The sequence below is a fragment of the Carboxylicivirga taeanensis genome (assembly GCF_051851475.1).
Classification (GTDB): domain Bacteria; phylum Bacteroidota; class Bacteroidia; order Bacteroidales; family Marinilabiliaceae; genus Carboxylicivirga; species Carboxylicivirga taeanensis.
In genome coordinates this window covers 45,120-61,922 of record NZ_JBPUSJ010000001.1, presented here as the reverse complement: position 1 = coordinate 61,922, position 16,803 = coordinate 45,120, and the positions used below count along the sequence as shown (strand labels likewise).

General features: G+C 40.0%; 14 protein-coding genes. 10 read left to right on the top strand and 4 right to left on the bottom strand.

The window, feature by feature from the left end; translation table 11 throughout:
- Positions 1 to 14 precede the first annotated feature (14 nt).
- Positions 15 to 401 carry a DUF3859 domain-containing protein gene (locus tag ACSX1H_RS00290; protein ID WP_439181524.1) on the top strand — a complete coding sequence of 129 codons (387 nt, stop codon included), beginning with the start codon at positions 15 to 17 and terminating at the stop codon, positions 399 to 401.
- Positions 402 to 404: 3 nt separating this feature from the next.
- Here the strand turns inward: ACSX1H_RS00290 and ACSX1H_RS00285 are convergent, their stop codons facing one another.
- Positions 405 to 539 (bottom strand): hypothetical protein, encoded by a 135-nt coding sequence (locus ACSX1H_RS00285; RefSeq protein WP_439181523.1) that lies wholly within the window; start codon positions 537 to 539, stop codon positions 405 to 407.
- A gap of 218 nt (positions 540 to 757) precedes the next feature.
- A complete protein-coding gene (locus tag ACSX1H_RS00280) occupies positions 758 to 2,506 on the bottom strand; it encodes a response regulator (RefSeq protein WP_439181522.1) in 1,749 nt (582 codons plus the stop codon).
- A gap of 307 nt (positions 2,507 to 2,813) precedes the next feature.
- Between ACSX1H_RS00280 and ACSX1H_RS00275 the strand changes: the two genes are divergently transcribed.
- A complete protein-coding gene (locus ACSX1H_RS00275; RefSeq protein WP_439181521.1) occupies positions 2,814 to 3,662 on the top strand; it encodes a hypothetical protein in 849 nt (282 codons plus the stop codon).
- A 146-nt stretch (positions 3,663 to 3,808) separates the two neighbouring features.
- Positions 3,809 to 4,450 carry a redox-sensing transcriptional repressor Rex gene (locus tag ACSX1H_RS00270; protein ID WP_439181520.1) on the top strand — a complete coding sequence of 214 codons (642 nt, stop codon included), beginning with the start codon at positions 3,809 to 3,811 and terminating at the stop codon, positions 4,448 to 4,450.
- 60 nt (positions 4,451 to 4,510) lie between these two features.
- Here ACSX1H_RS00270 and ACSX1H_RS00265 read toward each other — a convergent pair whose 3' ends face one another.
- Both ACSX1H_RS00265 and ACSX1H_RS00260 read right to left on the bottom strand, forming a co-directional pair.
- Positions 4,511 to 5,872 (bottom strand): sensor histidine kinase, encoded by a 1,362-nt coding sequence (locus ACSX1H_RS00265; protein ID WP_439181519.1) that lies wholly within the window; start codon positions 5,870 to 5,872, stop codon positions 4,511 to 4,513.
- Positions 5,862 to 7,238 carry a sigma-54-dependent transcriptional regulator gene (locus tag ACSX1H_RS00260; protein WP_439181518.1) on the bottom strand — a complete coding sequence of 459 codons (1,377 nt, stop codon included), beginning with the start codon at positions 7,236 to 7,238 and terminating at the stop codon, positions 5,862 to 5,864. Before ACSX1H_RS00260 ends, ACSX1H_RS00265 begins: the two co-directional genes overlap by 11 nt.
- Positions 7,239 to 7,618: 380 nt before the next feature.
- Between ACSX1H_RS00260 and ACSX1H_RS00255 the strand changes: the two genes are divergently transcribed.
- The 7 genes from ACSX1H_RS00255 (at position 7,619) to ACSX1H_RS00225 (ending at position 16,802) form a co-directional block, all read left to right on the top strand.
- The gene (locus tag ACSX1H_RS00255) at positions 7,619 to 8,302 is read left to right on the top strand and encodes an ABC transporter ATP-binding protein (RefSeq protein WP_439181517.1); all 684 of its coding nucleotides are present in this window, start codon (positions 7,619 to 7,621) and stop codon (positions 8,300 to 8,302) included.
- Complete coding sequence (locus ACSX1H_RS00250; protein ID WP_439181516.1) at positions 8,302 to 10,722, top strand: ABC transporter permease; 2,421 nt, start codon at positions 8,302 to 8,304, stop codon at positions 10,720 to 10,722. The genes ACSX1H_RS00255 and ACSX1H_RS00250 overlap by 1 nt, the downstream gene beginning before the upstream one ends.
- 167 nt (positions 10,723 to 10,889) lie before the next feature.
- Positions 10,890 to 13,877 (top strand): protein translocase subunit SecDF, encoded by a 2,988-nt coding sequence (gene secDF / locus ACSX1H_RS00245; protein ID WP_439181515.1) that lies wholly within the window; start codon positions 10,890 to 10,892, stop codon positions 13,875 to 13,877.
- A 167-nt stretch (positions 13,878 to 14,044) separates the two neighbouring features.
- A complete protein-coding gene (locus ACSX1H_RS00240; protein ID WP_439181514.1) occupies positions 14,045 to 14,431 on the top strand; it encodes a twin-arginine translocase TatA/TatE family subunit in 387 nt (128 codons plus the stop codon).
- Positions 14,432 to 14,442: 11 nt separating this feature from the next.
- Positions 14,443 to 15,375 (top strand): calcium/sodium antiporter, encoded by a 933-nt coding sequence (locus ACSX1H_RS00235; RefSeq protein WP_439181513.1) that lies wholly within the window; start codon positions 14,443 to 14,445, stop codon positions 15,373 to 15,375.
- 2 nt (positions 15,376 to 15,377) lie between these two features.
- Positions 15,378 to 16,034 (top strand): ABC transporter ATP-binding protein, encoded by a 657-nt coding sequence (locus tag ACSX1H_RS00230; RefSeq protein ID WP_439181512.1) that lies wholly within the window; start codon positions 15,378 to 15,380, stop codon positions 16,032 to 16,034.
- A gap of 3 nt (positions 16,035 to 16,037) precedes the next feature.
- A complete protein-coding gene (locus tag ACSX1H_RS00225) occupies positions 16,038 to 16,802 on the top strand; it encodes a TIGR02757 family protein (protein ID WP_439181511.1) in 765 nt (254 codons plus the stop codon).
- The last annotated feature ends 1 nt before the right edge of the window (position 16,803 follow it).

The window sequence follows — 16,803 nt, the reverse complement described above, 5'->3', positions numbered from 1 at the left end:
GTGCAGGGAGTGACATGGCAAAGAAAAAAATAAGCTGGGAACTGTATAGTTATGGCGAGTATAGTAATTGGGAAAGGGGCTCAAAAGACTTGCCAAAACTGCAGAATATTACCGATATCATTCAGATTAAGCCTGATGTCGAATTCGGATATGTTTTAAAAATTAAAGGAGCTAAGGGACAGGTTGTTGAGTACAGGATCGAACATCCGCCTTTTAAAAACGATAAAGGGGAAATTGAACCTGCATTTGAAGGCGAGTACTATGTCAACTCAAATGATTATGAGTTTTTTCTCGGTGATACTGTGTGGGAACCTTATGCTGATAAGGCTGGCCAATGGAGGCTAATAACAAAAATGGGTGGAAAAATTCTGGCCGATAAAGTGCTTACATTGGTTTTATAAAGCTTAGCTCATCAGAACAATTATGAGAAACATAATAAAGCCCAGCAGTGTAATAATCAGTGCCACTTCAATAATTGAGTAAATTAATATTTTGCGTTTTAGTTTTAGAGTTATATCCGTTTCCTTCTTCATTTCCATCTTATTCAATTTTGTTTGGTTAGATTACTTAACGTACAAACATACAAGGGTTCACGTTAAATGCAAGCCGCTTTAACAGTAATTAACAGCGGGTTGACTTTTTTTAACCCAAAGCCGAAAAAAAGTAATAAATGCTAAAGGATGTGTCGGAAAATATAACATTTTGTTCTGATGGCCGGTGCAGACCATCAGAATGTAAACGTTGGCACTTTTATTAATCAGCTTAAGTGTTTCTTTATTTTTCGAATCAAATCTTCTGGCTGAAAAGGTTTGCTGATATAATCGTCCATGCCAGAGGCCAGGCATTTTTCTTTGTCCTCCGGAAATGCGTTGGCGGTAACAGCTATGATTGGCGTATGCGTGCCGGTACTCTTTTCAATCTGCCTGATTTTTTCGGTGGCCTTAAACCCATCCATAATGGGCATTTGCACATCCATGAGGATTAAATCGTATTTTACTTTGCCAAACTTGTCAAGCGCTTCTTTCCCATTAAAGGCCACCTCAATCTTTTTCACTTCATCTTTAATGTATAGAATAATTATCTGCTGGTTGCTAAAGTTATCTTCTACCAGCAGGATGTTTGCATCTCTGATGTCAACTATGGGCTTAAAATAGCTCTCAGACTGCTTGGTTGGAGGTTTTATGCTTTCAACTGAATGACTCTTCTTATTTTCCTTAAATGATGCAGTAAACTCAATGGTTGTTCCAACAGAATCGGGCATTATTTCAATGGTGTTGCCATCCATTTCAATAATTTTCTGCGTAATGCCCAGGTCAAGCAGGTTGATGTATCTTGAACGGTTTAGGTGAATTACCTCTGAAGTGTGTATCGAAGCATTTTCTCCCAGTTCCGATTTAGGAATAGGCACCACTGTGTTGCTGAGTATTCTAAATGTCAGAACAATTTTATCAGGTAGCAATTCTTTTCGGGTCACCTCAATAGTAATGGTTTTTAGTTCCGCCTTATTGTATTTCAGCAGGCTATTTAAAAGGTTAAGGAATACCTGCTTAATTTTGATGCTGTTGCCAATTAAGTTGTTTGGTATATCGGCCGACAGTGATAAGCTAAATTTCTTTTTCCCCTGATCGTCCTGAAAAAGCTTGATGGTATTGTTTATGGTTGAATAAAGGTTAAAGCTAACTTCTTCTTCCGGTATTTGGTTGAAGTTGGTGGTGGAGGCGGCTACCATATTGTTAACAACGTTTACCAGGTTGTTTGATGAAGCATGGATGGTATTGATGTAGTCGCGCTGATCGTCACTCAGTGAAGTTTTTTCCAGTATATCAATAATGCCGGTAATATTGCTTAAAGGTGTTCTAATTTGGTGCGATAGTTTTGAAATTAATTCTTCCTGCGTTCTTGTGAAATTTTGTGAGTCCAGCACGCGACGCTCCTTGCGTAAAATTATTTCGGTATAGGTAAAGTGGATGGCATAGGTGGTGATAAAAAATACCAGATAAAAGGTCAGAAATACGACTTTCTCCGTTAAGGTATACTTCCTGGCGAACGGGATTAACTCATATTCATTAATCAGCAAAACAACAACTGCTATAATGAGCAGATAAATAAACGATAGCATTGTACCTCTTTTCATTCCGATCAGTGAAATGATAAAAGGGGGAAACAGAGCGGACCAAATGATGTCAATGCCTGTGCTGCTGCCAAAAGTTACAAAATACAAAAAGGTAACGCTGGAGAAGAAGAAAAGAGAATGTTGCATGCCTTTAGCCATGGAATTCCGCGTTAAATACACAAAGTGGAAGGCAAATACCAGGCTTAAGGACAGAAGAGGAAATGCGAAAAAATTATTCTCATTTCGCAGACTGATTATCCCCTCGGTAAAGACAATGCAAAAAAGAAAAAAATTAATGAGGTTATTGATTAAAAGTGAGTTTTGGCCTTCATCATCAACTTTATCCCTATTGTCAATTTTAAACAAAGTGAGAAATGTGTTTAATAATTTCATCTATGAGTATTTTTTTAATTTCAAATTAAACAAAAGCACCTTTCGCCTGGTCAAAACCTTTTATTTGACCACCTGTAAAAAAACGCGCTTTAAGCTCAGCTAAACCCTTCTGGCTCCTGCAATAGCTTATCTATTCGCTGATGGTATTTATGTTTTAAGAGCTTGAATTTCAAGGTAAGGTGTAAGTCGTAACAAATGAACAGCTTACCTGTGTGCGCATTCTTTTAGTTTTAGCTTTATAGAACAAATATATGCAATTTGATGTAACCGTTTGTAGGTTTAAAAGCGTAAGAATACAAAAAATGATATGATGAAAACGATATTGATGACTGTTTGCTGCCTATTACTGGTGCACCTGGCTTTTGCAAAAGAACATTTGCCAGCGGCACATGACTATCAGGCTTTGTTAAAAACAAAAACACTGGTGGTGATGGATGCTAACCCTATGAGTGATTTTAATTTTAAAATTAAAGAGGTGATGGAGTCTGTGTGGACACTTACCGATTTTGAGTTTATTACCAATAAGGAGTTTGAAGCTAAAAAACATAACCCGTCCTATTCGTTTTTACTAACAACTGTGGCAACTTTTAGTGCAGATAGAACTAAAGCACGTTATAATTTCTTAAGCCTGTTGCTCGGTCAGCCAAATACTGAGGTCAAAGATTTGCCCGATTTGTGTTCGTTACCGCTTTCCTACCTGCGTGTGGATGATACCAGGTATGCCTATAAGTTAGAGGCATTTATCCGGTTTATTCAGGATCATGTGCATCTGATGTCAGAGCGTCCCGAACTCATTAAAGCCAATGCATTTAAGTATTACAATAAGAATGTTAAGAGTCTGGAGGATAAAACCTTGTACCTGGTAAAGGAGGATTTAACACCAGAAATTAACACCCTGGCTAAATTAAAAAAGACTTATCCTTATAAGGTGCAAATTGTGACTCAGGAGGAAGTCGAAGATGCCATCGGACGAAAAGACGATACGGTTGTGTTTATGCATAAAGTAGGTCCAGAAGGAACCAAATATAAGGCCCGCTGCTATAAAATATTAATTGGTGCCGATAGTTCAGTGTTTTATTATTTTGATTATCATATGATTAATAGTAAAAATCGGGATGGGCTACTTGAAAAAGATTTAAAAAAGATGGCATCTTAAAATGGTGTTTGAATTGATTTTTATATTTTACCACACTGTTAATTGAGATTGAAAGTAAGATATTGTATCATTTTTAATTAATGAATAGCTTAACATTCAAAAACTTAATTAATTTTGTATGATTGTTAAATTGATCAAAAATCACCATGCCGCTAACAAATCGTAAAAAAAATAACCTGGTACCAGAGCCAGCTTTGCGACGTATGCCTTGTTATTTGGCTTATCTCAAGCTAGCACAAAAAGAAGGTCTAAAACACATCTCCTCCACACTTATCGCCAGAGATATGGGGGTTGACCCAACGCAGGTTACTAAAGATTTATCGTACACAAGTATTGTTGGTAAAACCCGTGTGGGGTATGAGGTAGAGCCACTTATAGAGGTTCTGGAGAATTTTCTTGGCTTTACAGTGGTTGACGAAGCGTATTTGTTTGGAGTTGGAAGTTTGGGAAAAGCATTGTTGCATGATCATGGCCTGAAGCAGTTTGGTCTGAAAGTGGTTGCTGCCTTTGATGTTGACCCTGAGGTGGTTGGGAAAACCATAGAAGGGGTGCCCATCTATCACTTTGAAGAGTTAGCTAACATGCATGAAGAAACCGCAAAAATTGGTATACTAACGGTTCCGGTGGATAAAGCGCAGGATGTGGCAAATAAATTGGTCGAAGTAGGTATAAAAGCTTTATGGAACTTTACTCCCGTTCGCATTAAAGTTGACGATAACGTGGTAGTTCAAAACACATCGTTATATGCCCACCTGGCTGTGATGTTTAATCGTATGAAAGCTGACTAGCCTTTCCAATTCGAAAATATAGAAGAGGTGCTTATCGGTGCAGATAAGCGCCTCTTTTTGTTAAAACGTCAATGTGAATTTGGTCATTGTATCTGGCTCTGAATAGGCAGAAATATTACCGCCATGCAGCCTTAGTATTTGTTTCGATAAGCTGAGGCCTATACCAGAACCTTGTGGCTTGGTAGTAAAGAACGGAATGAAAATTTTATCCAATACATTGGGGAGAATACCGTGTCCGTTATCAATAACCTGTATCGTTATGCGGCCTCTTTTATTCAAGAAGGCATTAAGCTGTATTTCGGGGTTGGGTCTTGATTCCAGCGCTTGAATGCCGTTTTTCACCAAATTAATAATCACTTGCTCAATCAGCTTTTCATCGGCAGATAACTCCAATGAGTTGGGTTCGATATTGATGTTGCACTTAATGCCTTTCGCCTTCATTTCTTCGCTTAGCAGCCCTTTAATATTCAATAAGAGCTTACTAATTGGGAATATCGAAAAAGTAGGTGTGGGTATTCTGGTTAAGTCACGGTAAGTGTTTACGAAATGCAGCAAGCCGTCCGTGCGTTTATGAATGGTTTGAAGCGCACCTTCTACTTCCTTAATGGTTTCGATGTCTTCTTCACAAGTGTCTTTTTCCTGAAGGCTGTTCGACAGGTCCTTAAGTATGAGTGTTATGGTAGATGATAATGACGAGATGGGGGTGATGGAGTTCATGATTTCGTGGGTGAGCACACGAATTAGTTTCTGCCAGGATTCCATCTCTTTCTCCTCCAGCTCATCCTGGATGTTTTTGATGGATGTAAGCAAAATTGTACGATTATGTATCTTAAATTCGGTCGCATAAATGGCAAGTTGCAGTAGTTCATCTTTTTCCTGAACCCTGATCAAAGTATTTTCGCCATGTCGAATGCTAAGTAGTTTCTTAACCAATTCGGGACTAAAGTCTTGAAGGGCTTGTATGTTATTGAGTGAACGTACCTGAAAGAGCTTTTTTGTGGCGTTATTAATGAGTTCCACTTTACCATCTTTGCTATAGGCAATCAGAGAAATGCCTATGTGTTGAATAACTGTTTGTAAATAGTAATAATTCTCCTCTTTTTCAGCTCTAACTTCCTGAAAATCTTTTATTACTTCGTTGAATGACTTTTTGAGTTTATCAAATGAGGAGTCCAGGCTTTCGACCTGAAAGGTTCTTGTGAAGTCAGAGTAGCGAATGGATTCAAGGAAATTGTTCAGTACCCGGTTGGTTCGGTCAACATAATGGATCATTGCAAAAATCTGAAAAGCAATGAGCAAGCCAACCAATACCAGTGTCATGGTAAGTTCGGTGTTAAAAAACAGGTAGAAAAATGCAAAAATAGACCCTGCCAGCAGCAAGGTCCTTACAATGAAGTTTATTCTGAAGTTGTTATAAACCATGTTTTTCCAGTCTTCGATATAACGATGTTCTTGTTAGGCCGAGGTCGGCCGCTGCTTTTGATACATTTCCCCGGTTCATGCGCAACACTTTTTCAATAATTTGCTTTTCTATTTCTTCCAGGTTAAAGGTGTCAAACTCGAAGCCTTCGGAGCTTGTAGGTAAGGATGAAAGTTGAAAATCGGATTCTTCAAGGTTGGGCGACTCACTCATAATCACAGTACGTTCGAGAATGTGCTGAAACTCACGAACGTTACCGGGCCATGGGTAATTGGTGAGTTTTTTGATAACTTTTGAGGAGAGTCTGTTTACCTTTTTCTTGTATTTCTTTGAGAATATTTTCAAGAAATGATCGGCCAACACCGGAATGTCTTCAGGGCGCTCACGCAATGGAGGCAGTTCAATTTCGACGGTGTTAATGCGGTAGATCAAATCCTGCCGGTAGCTGTCTTCCATTGCCATTTGCTTGAGATTCATGTTGGTTGCGCAAATCAAGCGTATGTCAATGGCTTTGGGTTTGTTGGCGCCAACACGCGTTACCTCTCGACGCTCCAGTACAGTTAGTAGTTTGGCCTGAAGAGGGAGCGAAAGGTTGCCAATCTCATCAAGAAAAATCGTGCCGCCTGATGCCAGTTCAAAGCGTCCCGGACGATCGGCTTTAGCATCGGTGAAGGCTCCTTTAACATGTCCAAAGAGCTCACTTTCAAAAAGGGTCTCACTTAAGGCTCCCAAGTCAACGCTGATAAAGCTTTCATTATTTCTTAGTGAGTTTCTGTGCAGGGCTCTTGCCACCAGTTCTTTACCAGTTCCGTTCTCTCCCAGTATTAGTATGTTTGCATCGGTAGCAGCTACTTTCTTTATGGTGTTAAACACATTTTGCATGCCAGGGGATACGCCAATGAAATCGGCAAAAGGCTGGTCTAAAATTGTATTAATTTCCTTTTGTTTGCTTTTGAGGTCCTTTACCTCATTTCGCGATTGACGAAGTTGTATGGCCGAGTTGACTGTTGCCAGCAGTTTTTCGTTCTGCCAGGGTTTTAAGATGAAGTCGGTGGCTCCTGCTCTAATGGCTTTGACCGATTTTTCTACATCTCCGTATGCCGTAATAAATAACACCACAGCTGAGGGGTCGATTTCCAAAATTTTTTCCAGCCACTGAAAACCTTCTTGTCCGCTAATGGCATCTTTTGTGAAATTCATATCCAATAATACCACGTCAAACGACTCTTCAGCCATTAAAGCCGGTATTTTATTCGGATCGGTTGAGGTCGTAATGGTTTCAACATGGGGTTTTAATAAAAGCTTGAGCGCGAATAGTATGTCCGCATTGTCATCAATTGCTAGTATGCGTCCTGATTTTTTTGTCATTGCTTTGAATTTTTCACAATTAAATATACCATAATTTGCTAACAACTTCAGTAAAAGATGTTCGAAAGCGTACGGTTATTTTTCGAAGCATAGCAACCAAAAAAGGTGCCGTTTTTGTAATAGACTTGATTATAAGGCGTTAAGCCTTGTGGCATGGAAAGTGAAAGCATTTTTGCTAAGAAGTCATAAGCATTAGTAATGCAATTTATGAAATATTGGGAGTTAAAGTTCAGAACTGTAATGGATTGGGGGATGTGCTTGAGCGCAAATATCAAAGCAGTTACTGACAAAAAGGGGATAATCTGGACAATATTATATATGAAGAGGTGTTCGATTTCGTACAATGTTGTTTTAAAATCGTACACATTATTTAGTAGATCATGATTCACGCAAGAAATCTAACAAAGGTAGTTTGGGATGGTTCTATTGAAACAACTGTTCTCCAAAATGTCAATATCGATATTGAACAGGGGGAATATGTGGCCATTCTTGGGCCATCGGGCAGTGGTAAGTCGACACTCGTCAATACCATTGGTTTAATTGAAAAACCCACCTCTGGAGAGTTATTTTTGATGGGCCATGAGGTTAGCCGGCTCAATGAACGGCAGCGTAGTAATCTTCGACGAGGTGGCATTGGGTTTGTTTTTCAGAACTTTGGATTGATTGACGAATTAAATGTATATGAGAATATCGAGCTGCCACTCAGGTACCTTCAATATGGAAAAAAGGAGCGCCAATCTAAAGTAAATGCGGTGCTGTCTAAGCTGCAGATCACTCATCTACGGCACTTCTTTCCAAACCAGCTGGCCGCTCTTCAGAAGCAGCTGGTAGGTATTGGGCGGGCTGTTATCACGCAGCCTGATCTTATTATCGCCGATGAGCCAACCGGCAACCTTACCTCTGCATGCGGGAATAAAGTGATGGAAGTGCTTTCGTCTTTAAATGAGGAAGGGTTTACAATTGTTATGTCCACTCACTCGGCAATGGAAGCTGATCGCGGTCAGCGGGTCATTCAATTATTCGATGGACATATCATAACAGAAAACATTAAGAACCACTTGTAATGATGCTTATTCACCACATAAAAGTTGCCATCCGCAGCATTCGTAAGCAAGGTGTCTATGCCGTGTTGAATATCTTTGGCTTAGCCTTGGGCTTGGTGCTTGGTTTGTTTGTACTTTTACTGGTGAAACATGAGTTAAGTTATGATACCGCCTTTAAAGACAGCCAGCGAATTTATCGCCTGGCAACACAAGGAGTGCTGGGGAGTAACATCGTTAGTAGTGCCACATCGCCTTTGCCTTTAGCCAATATGCTAAAGCAATTGGATGAGGTTGAAGGCGTGGTGCGAATTATTCCTGGAGCTAACAATGTTGTTGTCAACGAAGATAAGCGGTTTAATGAAGATGGGTTTGTTTTTGGTGATGCCGAATTTTTTCAATTGTTTGATTATACCGATTCCGAACAAACTCAATCACTACTCTTAAATAAGCCGCGTCAGGTTGTAATTACCGAATCGAGTGCGATAAAGTACTTTGGGCATACCGATGTGGTAGGTGACAGTATTGGTAGAGAGGGTATTGAATATGAAATTATAGGCGTGTGTAAAGACTTGCCCTCAGCTGCACACTTTCATTTTGATTTTGTTGCATCCATCAGTACCATTGATGAAATTCTTCTTAAAAAAGCCGATTCGACTTATCTTGAAAACCGGAAGAATGACTGGTTGTATCTGAATTGCTACACTTACCTAAAGTTAAAAGAAAAAGTAGATGTTGAACAATTCATCAGTCAGGTCAATCGTAAAAAAGATAGCTTGTTAGTTCCTCAAGTCAAAAAGTTTATTGAAATCCAACAGACCCCTGATAGTATTGAGCTGGCTTTTTTTGAGCAGAATATTCGAAATATCCATTTCGAATCGCATTTAGATGGGGAATTAAGTAGTAACTCAAAACCTATATACATACAGTTTTTTGTTTTTGTTGCGGTGTTTGTTCTGTTAACAACTTGCATAAACTTCATCAACTTAACAACAGCAAAATTGCGAGTGAAATACCAGGAGATAGGCTATCGGCAACTCATTGGTGCTAGTCGCTCCCAATTGGTCGATCAATTTTTAGTTGAGGCACTGGTGTATGGGCTCGGTGCCATGTTTATCGGAATGGTTTTGTTGGAGTTGCTACTGCCTTTTTTTAACAATTTCTTTGAGCTGAGGTTACAGTTTGATTTTTTTCGCGGATGGATTGACTTTTTCGGCATACTATTGGTTTTATTAATTGTTGGATTGCTGGCCGGCAGTTTTCCTGCCTTTTTCTTTTCTTCCCGTAAACCTGGCAAGCTAATCGCAGGAAACTATAAAATCGGAAAGTCAGGGTTTATTATTCGGGGGCTGTTAGTAACCAGTCAGTTTGCTGTAGCTATGTTTTTAGTGGTGGTATCCACGGCGATGTGGTGGCAAATTAACTTTGTTCGAACAGACGATCCTGGCTTTGATTCCGAGAATATTATGGTAATAGAGCGGGGACATGCCGTACGTAGCGATCTAAAAGCATTTAAATCAGACCTGATGAAAATTAAAGGGGTGCAATTTGTAAGCGCCTGTGTTAGTTTACCGGGTGATGACCACTATCAAGGCGCTTTTAGAGTTAATAAAGCCAATGGGGAGCAGATGCTGATGTTACCGGTTATGTATGTTGATGAAGATTATTTTAATGTAATGGGCTTGCGCCTGAAGGCGGGGAGGTTTTTGAGTGAAGGATTAGGAGATAGTCTGGGTGTTAATTTGAATGAGTCGGCTGTTGAAAAGTTGGGATTGAGGAAGCCTTTAGATGAAAAATTGGAAGTGTTTGGCGATGGCACATTATCGCTAAATACGGTAGGTGTTGTTAAAGATTACCAATACGAGTCGTACTTCACAAAAATAAAACCTTTAGTGTTGATATTATTGGCTGATAAAATGCGGTTTGATTATGTGCTGGTTAAAAAGAGTGCAACAGAGCCGCTTGATATGGGCGGTGTAGAGACGGTCTGGAAAAAGTATTCGGATGGTGCGCCATTTGTGTTTACCGATCTCAATGAGCGCATTGATGGCCTGTATGAAGAAGATGTGCGAATCGCCAAAATCATGTCTGTGTTTGCGTTTATATCCTTATTTACTGCCCTGTTAGGGCTGGTTGCCCTGGTCACTTTTGTTATTGAATACCGCTCCGATGTAATTGCCATTAAAAATGTGTTAGGCGCATCTCGGCAGTCCATCATGAATCAGGTGTTTTCCATGTACAGCGTTTATGTCGTTTTAGGCATTGTGTTGGCCGTATTACCCGCTTACTGGGCCATTCAGGCCTGGGCTAGCAGCTATGCTTATTTTGATTTTGTTGGAAGTTGGGTTTTTATTGGGTGGGCACTGGTGTTAATGTTACTCTCTGTTTTTGCCACTTTCATACAGGCCTTTAAGGGCGTAGGTCTTCGTCCTGTCAATTCATAATTGAGCTATAATTTAAAATAATACTGTTCAACATATTCTTTTGTGTAAGAATCTGGTCTTACTATCAATTTAACACTTCTTTTTAAGGCTTCTATATTAAAAATTTCGATATATTTGCGCGCTAAGACGTGAAGTTTGTCAAAACGAATTATAAAAATTTTTAACAAATGCAGAACAAAGGAGCTATAAGACTTTTTGCCATTTTGCTGGTGTTAGTCAGCTTATATCAATTGATGTTTACATTCAAGACTCAACGAGTGGAAAATGTGGCGAAAGAGATGGCAGGTGGTGATCCTGATAAAGAATTTGCTTACCTGGACTCAATTAAAAACGAGACGGTTTACAACTTTTTATGGGGCGCCCGTAAGTATACCTACCAAGAGTGTAAAGAACGCGAAATAAATTTCGGTCTTGACTTAAAAGGGGGAATGAACCTTATCCTGGAGGTAAAGGTTGCAGATATCGTTAGAGCTCTTTCAAATTATAATACAGATGACACCTTTATAAAGGCGTTGAAAGCTGCAGAAGCTGAAGAGAAAAATTCATCAAAAGATTTTATAACTCTTTTTGGTGAAGCTTTTACCAGAATAGACCCGAATGCGCAGCTGGCGACTATTTTCAATACTGTTGAATTGAAGGAACGAGTTAGCTATAACTCTACTAACGAGGAAGTATTAAAGGTGATTCGTGAAGAATCGACAAGTGCTATTGATAACGCATTCAATATTTTGCGCTCACGTATTGACCGTTTTGGTGTGACGCAGCCAAATATTCAGCGCTTAGAAAAGGCTGGTCGTGTATTGGTGGAATTACCTGGAGTAACAGATCCTCAGCGTGTACGTAAGTTATTGCAAGGAACTGCAAGTCTGGAGTTTTGGGAAACCTATGAGAATTCAGAGTTGTTTGAGTATTTAGTACAGGCCGACACGAAAGTGCGTGAGATGGAAGCTGCTAAAGCTCCAACAAGCCAGGAAGCTGCCGCCGAAGAAGCAACAGAAACTGAAGCCGATGATGCAACATCTCTTGTTGATCAATTAGCTGCTGATGCTGCCGGAACAGATTCTTTAGAAGCTGCCAGTGCAAAATCGCTGTTTTCTTTCTTACAACCTAATCACCCACAGCAAAGAGGGCCGGTTGTTGGAGTTGCTTTATCACGCGACACTGCAGAAGTGAATAGTTATTTAGCTAATCCTTCCATAAAAAGCCTGTTCCCTAAAGATGTTCGTTTTTTCTGGACTGTTAAGCCAATTGAAAAAGATTACCTGGTTAGCCGCTTCGGAAATGATGTTAACGAGAAAGAATCAGCATTTCAGTTGGTAGCTATCAAAGTAAGCACACATGATGGTCGTCCTCCGTTAGAAGGGGATGTTATTACTTCGGCACGCAGTCAAACAAACCAGCGTGGTCAGTTTGAGGTGAGCATGAGTATGAATGCCGAAGGGGCTAAAACATGGTCGCGTTTAACAGGAGCCAACGTCGATCGTTGTATCGCAGTGGTGTTAGATGGATTCGTATATAGTTTCCCAACCGTTAATCAAAAAATTGATGGTGGACAAAGTCAGATAACTGGTAATTTTACCCCTGAAGAATCTCAGGATTTGGCAAACATCTTAAAGTCAGGTAAGTTACCTGCACCTGCTCGTATTGTTGAGGACACGGTTGTTGGTCCTTCGCTTGGTCAGGAAGCTGTTGATAGTGGTTTAACTTCATTTATCTGGGCCTTTGTTGTCGTGCTTATTTATATGTTGATTTACTACGGAATTCGCTCAGGATGGGTAGCTGACTTTGCATTGATCGCAAACATGTTCTTTATATTAGGTGTTCTCGCATCCTTTGGTGCCGTGTTAACACTACCAGGTATTGCAGGTATCGTCTTAACGATAGGTATGTCGGTGGATGCCAATGTACTTATTTATGAGCGAATAAAAGAGGAGTTAAGAACAGGTAAAGGGATTCAGTTGGCCATTAAAGATGGTTATAACAATGCCTTCTCTGCTATTATTGACGCCAACGTTACAACCTTCCTGACTGGTTTAATCTTGTTCTTGTTTGGTACAGGACCGATTAAAGGGTTTGCTACTACTTTAATGATTGGTATTGCTACTTCTTTCTTCTCAGCTATCTTCATTACTCGTTTGATTTTTGATCAAATGTTGAGCAAGAATAAGAAGTTGGTATTTGATACAAAATTGACCCGCAATCTTTATAAGAACTTGCATGTAAAATTCCTGGAGAAAAAGAAAATTTTCTTCGTGGTATCTGCAGTGGCTGTTCTTGCATCGATTGTTTCTTTAAGCACGCTTGGCTTAAAGCAAGGTATTGATTTTACCGGAGGTCGTACTTTTGTAGTTCGTTTTGATGACCAGGTGTCGTCGGTTGATGTCCAAAAGACCTTATCAGAAGCCTTTGATGGTGCACACGTGGAAGCCAAGCAATTTGGTAACGATGGAGATCAAGTGCGAATTGCTACTAACTACATGATTGAGGAAAGCACTGAGGAGGTAGACAATCAAGTTGAAACAAAACTGTATGAAGGACTTAAATCGTTCTTATCACAGGATGTTACACAAGACGAATTTTTGGCTGACTACCGAATGAGTTCCCAAAAGGTGGGGCCAACCATTGCGAGCGACATTAAAAAGAATGCAGCTTATGCAATTGGCTTTAGTTTATTGGTGATCTTCCTGTATATCCTTATCCGTTTCCGCAATAAGGAGTTTGGTTATGGAGCCTTGGCTGCGTTGGTGCACGATGTTATCATTGTATTAGGGGTGTTCTCACTGACTTATTCGTTCATGCCATTCTCAATGGAAATCGACCAGTCATTCATTGCAGCTATCCTTACAGTTATTGGTTACTCAATTAACGATACAGTGGTTGTGTTTGACCGTATTCGTGAGTACTTTAAGTTGTATCCGAAACGCGCCAAAGACGAAGTAGTAGATGCAGCCCTGAATTCAACAGTAAGCCGTACAATAAATACATCATTAACTACTTTTGTGGTGTTATTGGTTATCTTCTTGTTCGGTGGCGAGGTGATTCGTGGTTTTGTGTTTGCCTTGATGGTGGGTGTACTTGTAGGTACCTACTCTTCTTTGTTCATTGCAACGCCAGTGGCCTTCAACTTTATTAATAAGAAGAAACAGAAGAAATAATTCGATTTTAGTATAGCACAGCCCCGCAGTAATACTGCGGGGCTTTTGTGTTTTATGACTCTCGCATTACGAACCCAAATATTTTCTGTCAGAACAAGCCAGTCATTGTTGTTTTGATTTTTCTATTGCTATTTTTGGAACTATCTTTGATGGCGAAAATATTTGATATGACTACAATTCTTTTTATATCCGGTGGCGAGATTATCATTGTCGTTTTGGTCGTTCTATTGCTTTTCGGAGCAAAAAGTATTCCTGACGTAGCCCGGATGCTAGGAAAGGGGATGAATGAATTCCGACGGGCTTCCGAAGAGATCAAGCGGGAATTTAGAGAAAACACAAGTGATATTTCAAATGTGGTTGAAGAAACCAAACGGGAGCTCGATAAGGAAGTAACCGAAGTGCGCTCTGCTGTTGAGGAAGACAGTGCAGAATCAGATCCTTATAACCTTAAAGAAACCAAAACAAACGAGCAACAGAAGGACGTTGGCGAAACTGATGAAATTCCGCCTACCGAAGGAGATAAGCCTGTTTCTCGGGAAGATAAAATTGAATAACAAATATTTATATGCCTCCATTTTTATATTTATTAGCCGGATTCGTGTTGTTGTTTTTTAGTGGTGACTGGCTGGTAAAGTCAAGTGTTCAGTTAGCACGTCATTTTAAAGTATCCACCTTAGTTATTGGAATCACAGTAGTGGCTTTTGGAACATCTGCACCTGAGCTGCTGGTGAGTATGCGCGCTGTGTTTGATGGTGCTGCTGATATTTCGGTAGGCAATGTGGTAGGATCAAACATTGCCAATATAGCCTTGGTGCTTGGGATGGTAGCTATTGTTTACCCGGTTAGGGTAAAAAAGAAAACCATTCTGATTGATTGGATTGTGATGATGGTTGCCACTTTAGGCTTGATGCTGGCCAGTTCAGATTTTAAACTGAACTCTTTCGAAGGTATCCTTTTTCTGGTGATGCTTGGTCTTTATATAATTGGGACTATTTATCAAAGCCGAAAGCAAAATAAAGGTGGTGAAAAGATAGAAGAACCTTCATTGTCTTTACTTAAAACATTGTTCTTGTTTGTTGCAGCCGCGCTTGGACTATATTTCGGGGCCGATTGGCTGGTTATTGGTGCTAAAGATATTGCCAGTAACCTTGGCGTTAGTGAGCGCGTAATTGGGATATCTGTTGTGGCTATAGGGACCAGTATTCCCGAACTGGCCACCTCACTGATTGCTGCGATTAAGAAAGAGTCGGACATTTCGATTGGTAATATTATTGGCTCCAATATTTTTAATATTTGGGCGGTGCTAGGGCTCACTTCCACTATTAAACCGATTAATGTTAGTTCCTCAATTGTTAGTTCAGATTACTGGTGGATGGGAGGTATTGCTATTTTATTGCTACTTTCAATTCTTCCTCTCTCAAAAGGAGTCGTTTCACGTTGGAAAGGAGCTGTGTTGCTAAGTATATACATCCTGTACATATATCTTTTATTTGTTTAATTATGATTCAATGTCAGCAGATTAGAAAGAATTACGGCGAACTGGAGGTTTTAAAGGGAATCGATCTGTCTATTGGTAAAGGAGAGGTCGTATCCATTGTGGGTGCCAGTGGTGCCGGTAAAACCACGTTGCTTCAAATCTTAGGAACACTCGACAAGCCTACTTCTGGTTATGCTGCCATTGATGGAACCGATTTGAATACATTAACAGGTAAAGAATTATCCAGGTTTCGCAATAATAAAGTAGGCTTTGTATTTCAGTTTCATCAATTGTTACCCGAATTTTCTGCCTTGGAAAATGCGATGCTGCCGGCCCTTATCAAAGGAGACTCCAAGCAAGAAGCTGAAGCAAAAGCCAGAGAATTATTGGCGTTTCTAAGCTTGAATCATCGTTTAGAGCATAAGCCCTCCGAGTTGAGCGGAGGCGAAAAGCAAAGAGTTGCTGTAGCACGTGCATTAATTAATCAGCCCGCTGTAGTGTTTGCCGATGAACCATCCGGTAATCTTGACTCGCATAGTCAGGAAGAGTTGCAAAAACTATTTTTCGACCTCCGGGAGGCCTTTCAGCAAACATTTGTTATTGTGACGCACGACTATCACCTGGCCCGAATGTGCGATCGCATGATTGAAATGAAAGATGGAGTGGTATATAACACTTAAGGAATGAATTTGAGTGAAATAAAAAAATTTCTGGATGAAAAGGTCGACCAATATAATCGGCCTGAATTTATCGAGAATGACCCAATTGCCATTCCACACCTGTTTACCCAAAAAGAAGATATTGAGATAGCCGGGTTCCTAACGGCCACAATTGCTTGGGGAAGGCGCGACCAGATTCTGAAAAGTGCACGCCACCTGATGCGATTATTGGATTATGCTCCTGCTGATTTTTTATTGTCGGCTAGTCTAACTGACTGGGCGCATTTTGAAAAGTTTTATTACCGCACTTTTACAACCGTCGATTGTATTTACTTTTTAAAGGCTCTAAAGGAAATATACTTGAATCACGGCGGTTTAGAGGCTGTTTTTTTATCCCAGTATAAGCGCGGTAACATTAAGTTGGCACTCACGCGTTTCAGGGAGTTATTTTTAAGTTTCGATGCGCCGGCACGAACCCATAAGCATGTTGCAAATATTCAAAAAGGCGCTTCAGCGAAGCGTTTAAACATGTTTTTACGGTGGATGGTGCGTACCGATGATCGTGGAGTTGATTTTGGCATTTGGAATACTATTTCGCCCGCCGATTTGCTTCTGCCGTTAGATGTTCATACTGGAAATGTATCAAGGCAATTGGGGCTGTTAAAGCGCAAACAAAACGATATTAAAGCAGTTGATGAATTAATGGAAACGCTCAGGGTGTTTGATGTTAACGACCCGGTTAAATATGATTTTGCCCTTTTTAGTTTAGGAGTGGAAGAAACGTTTTGAT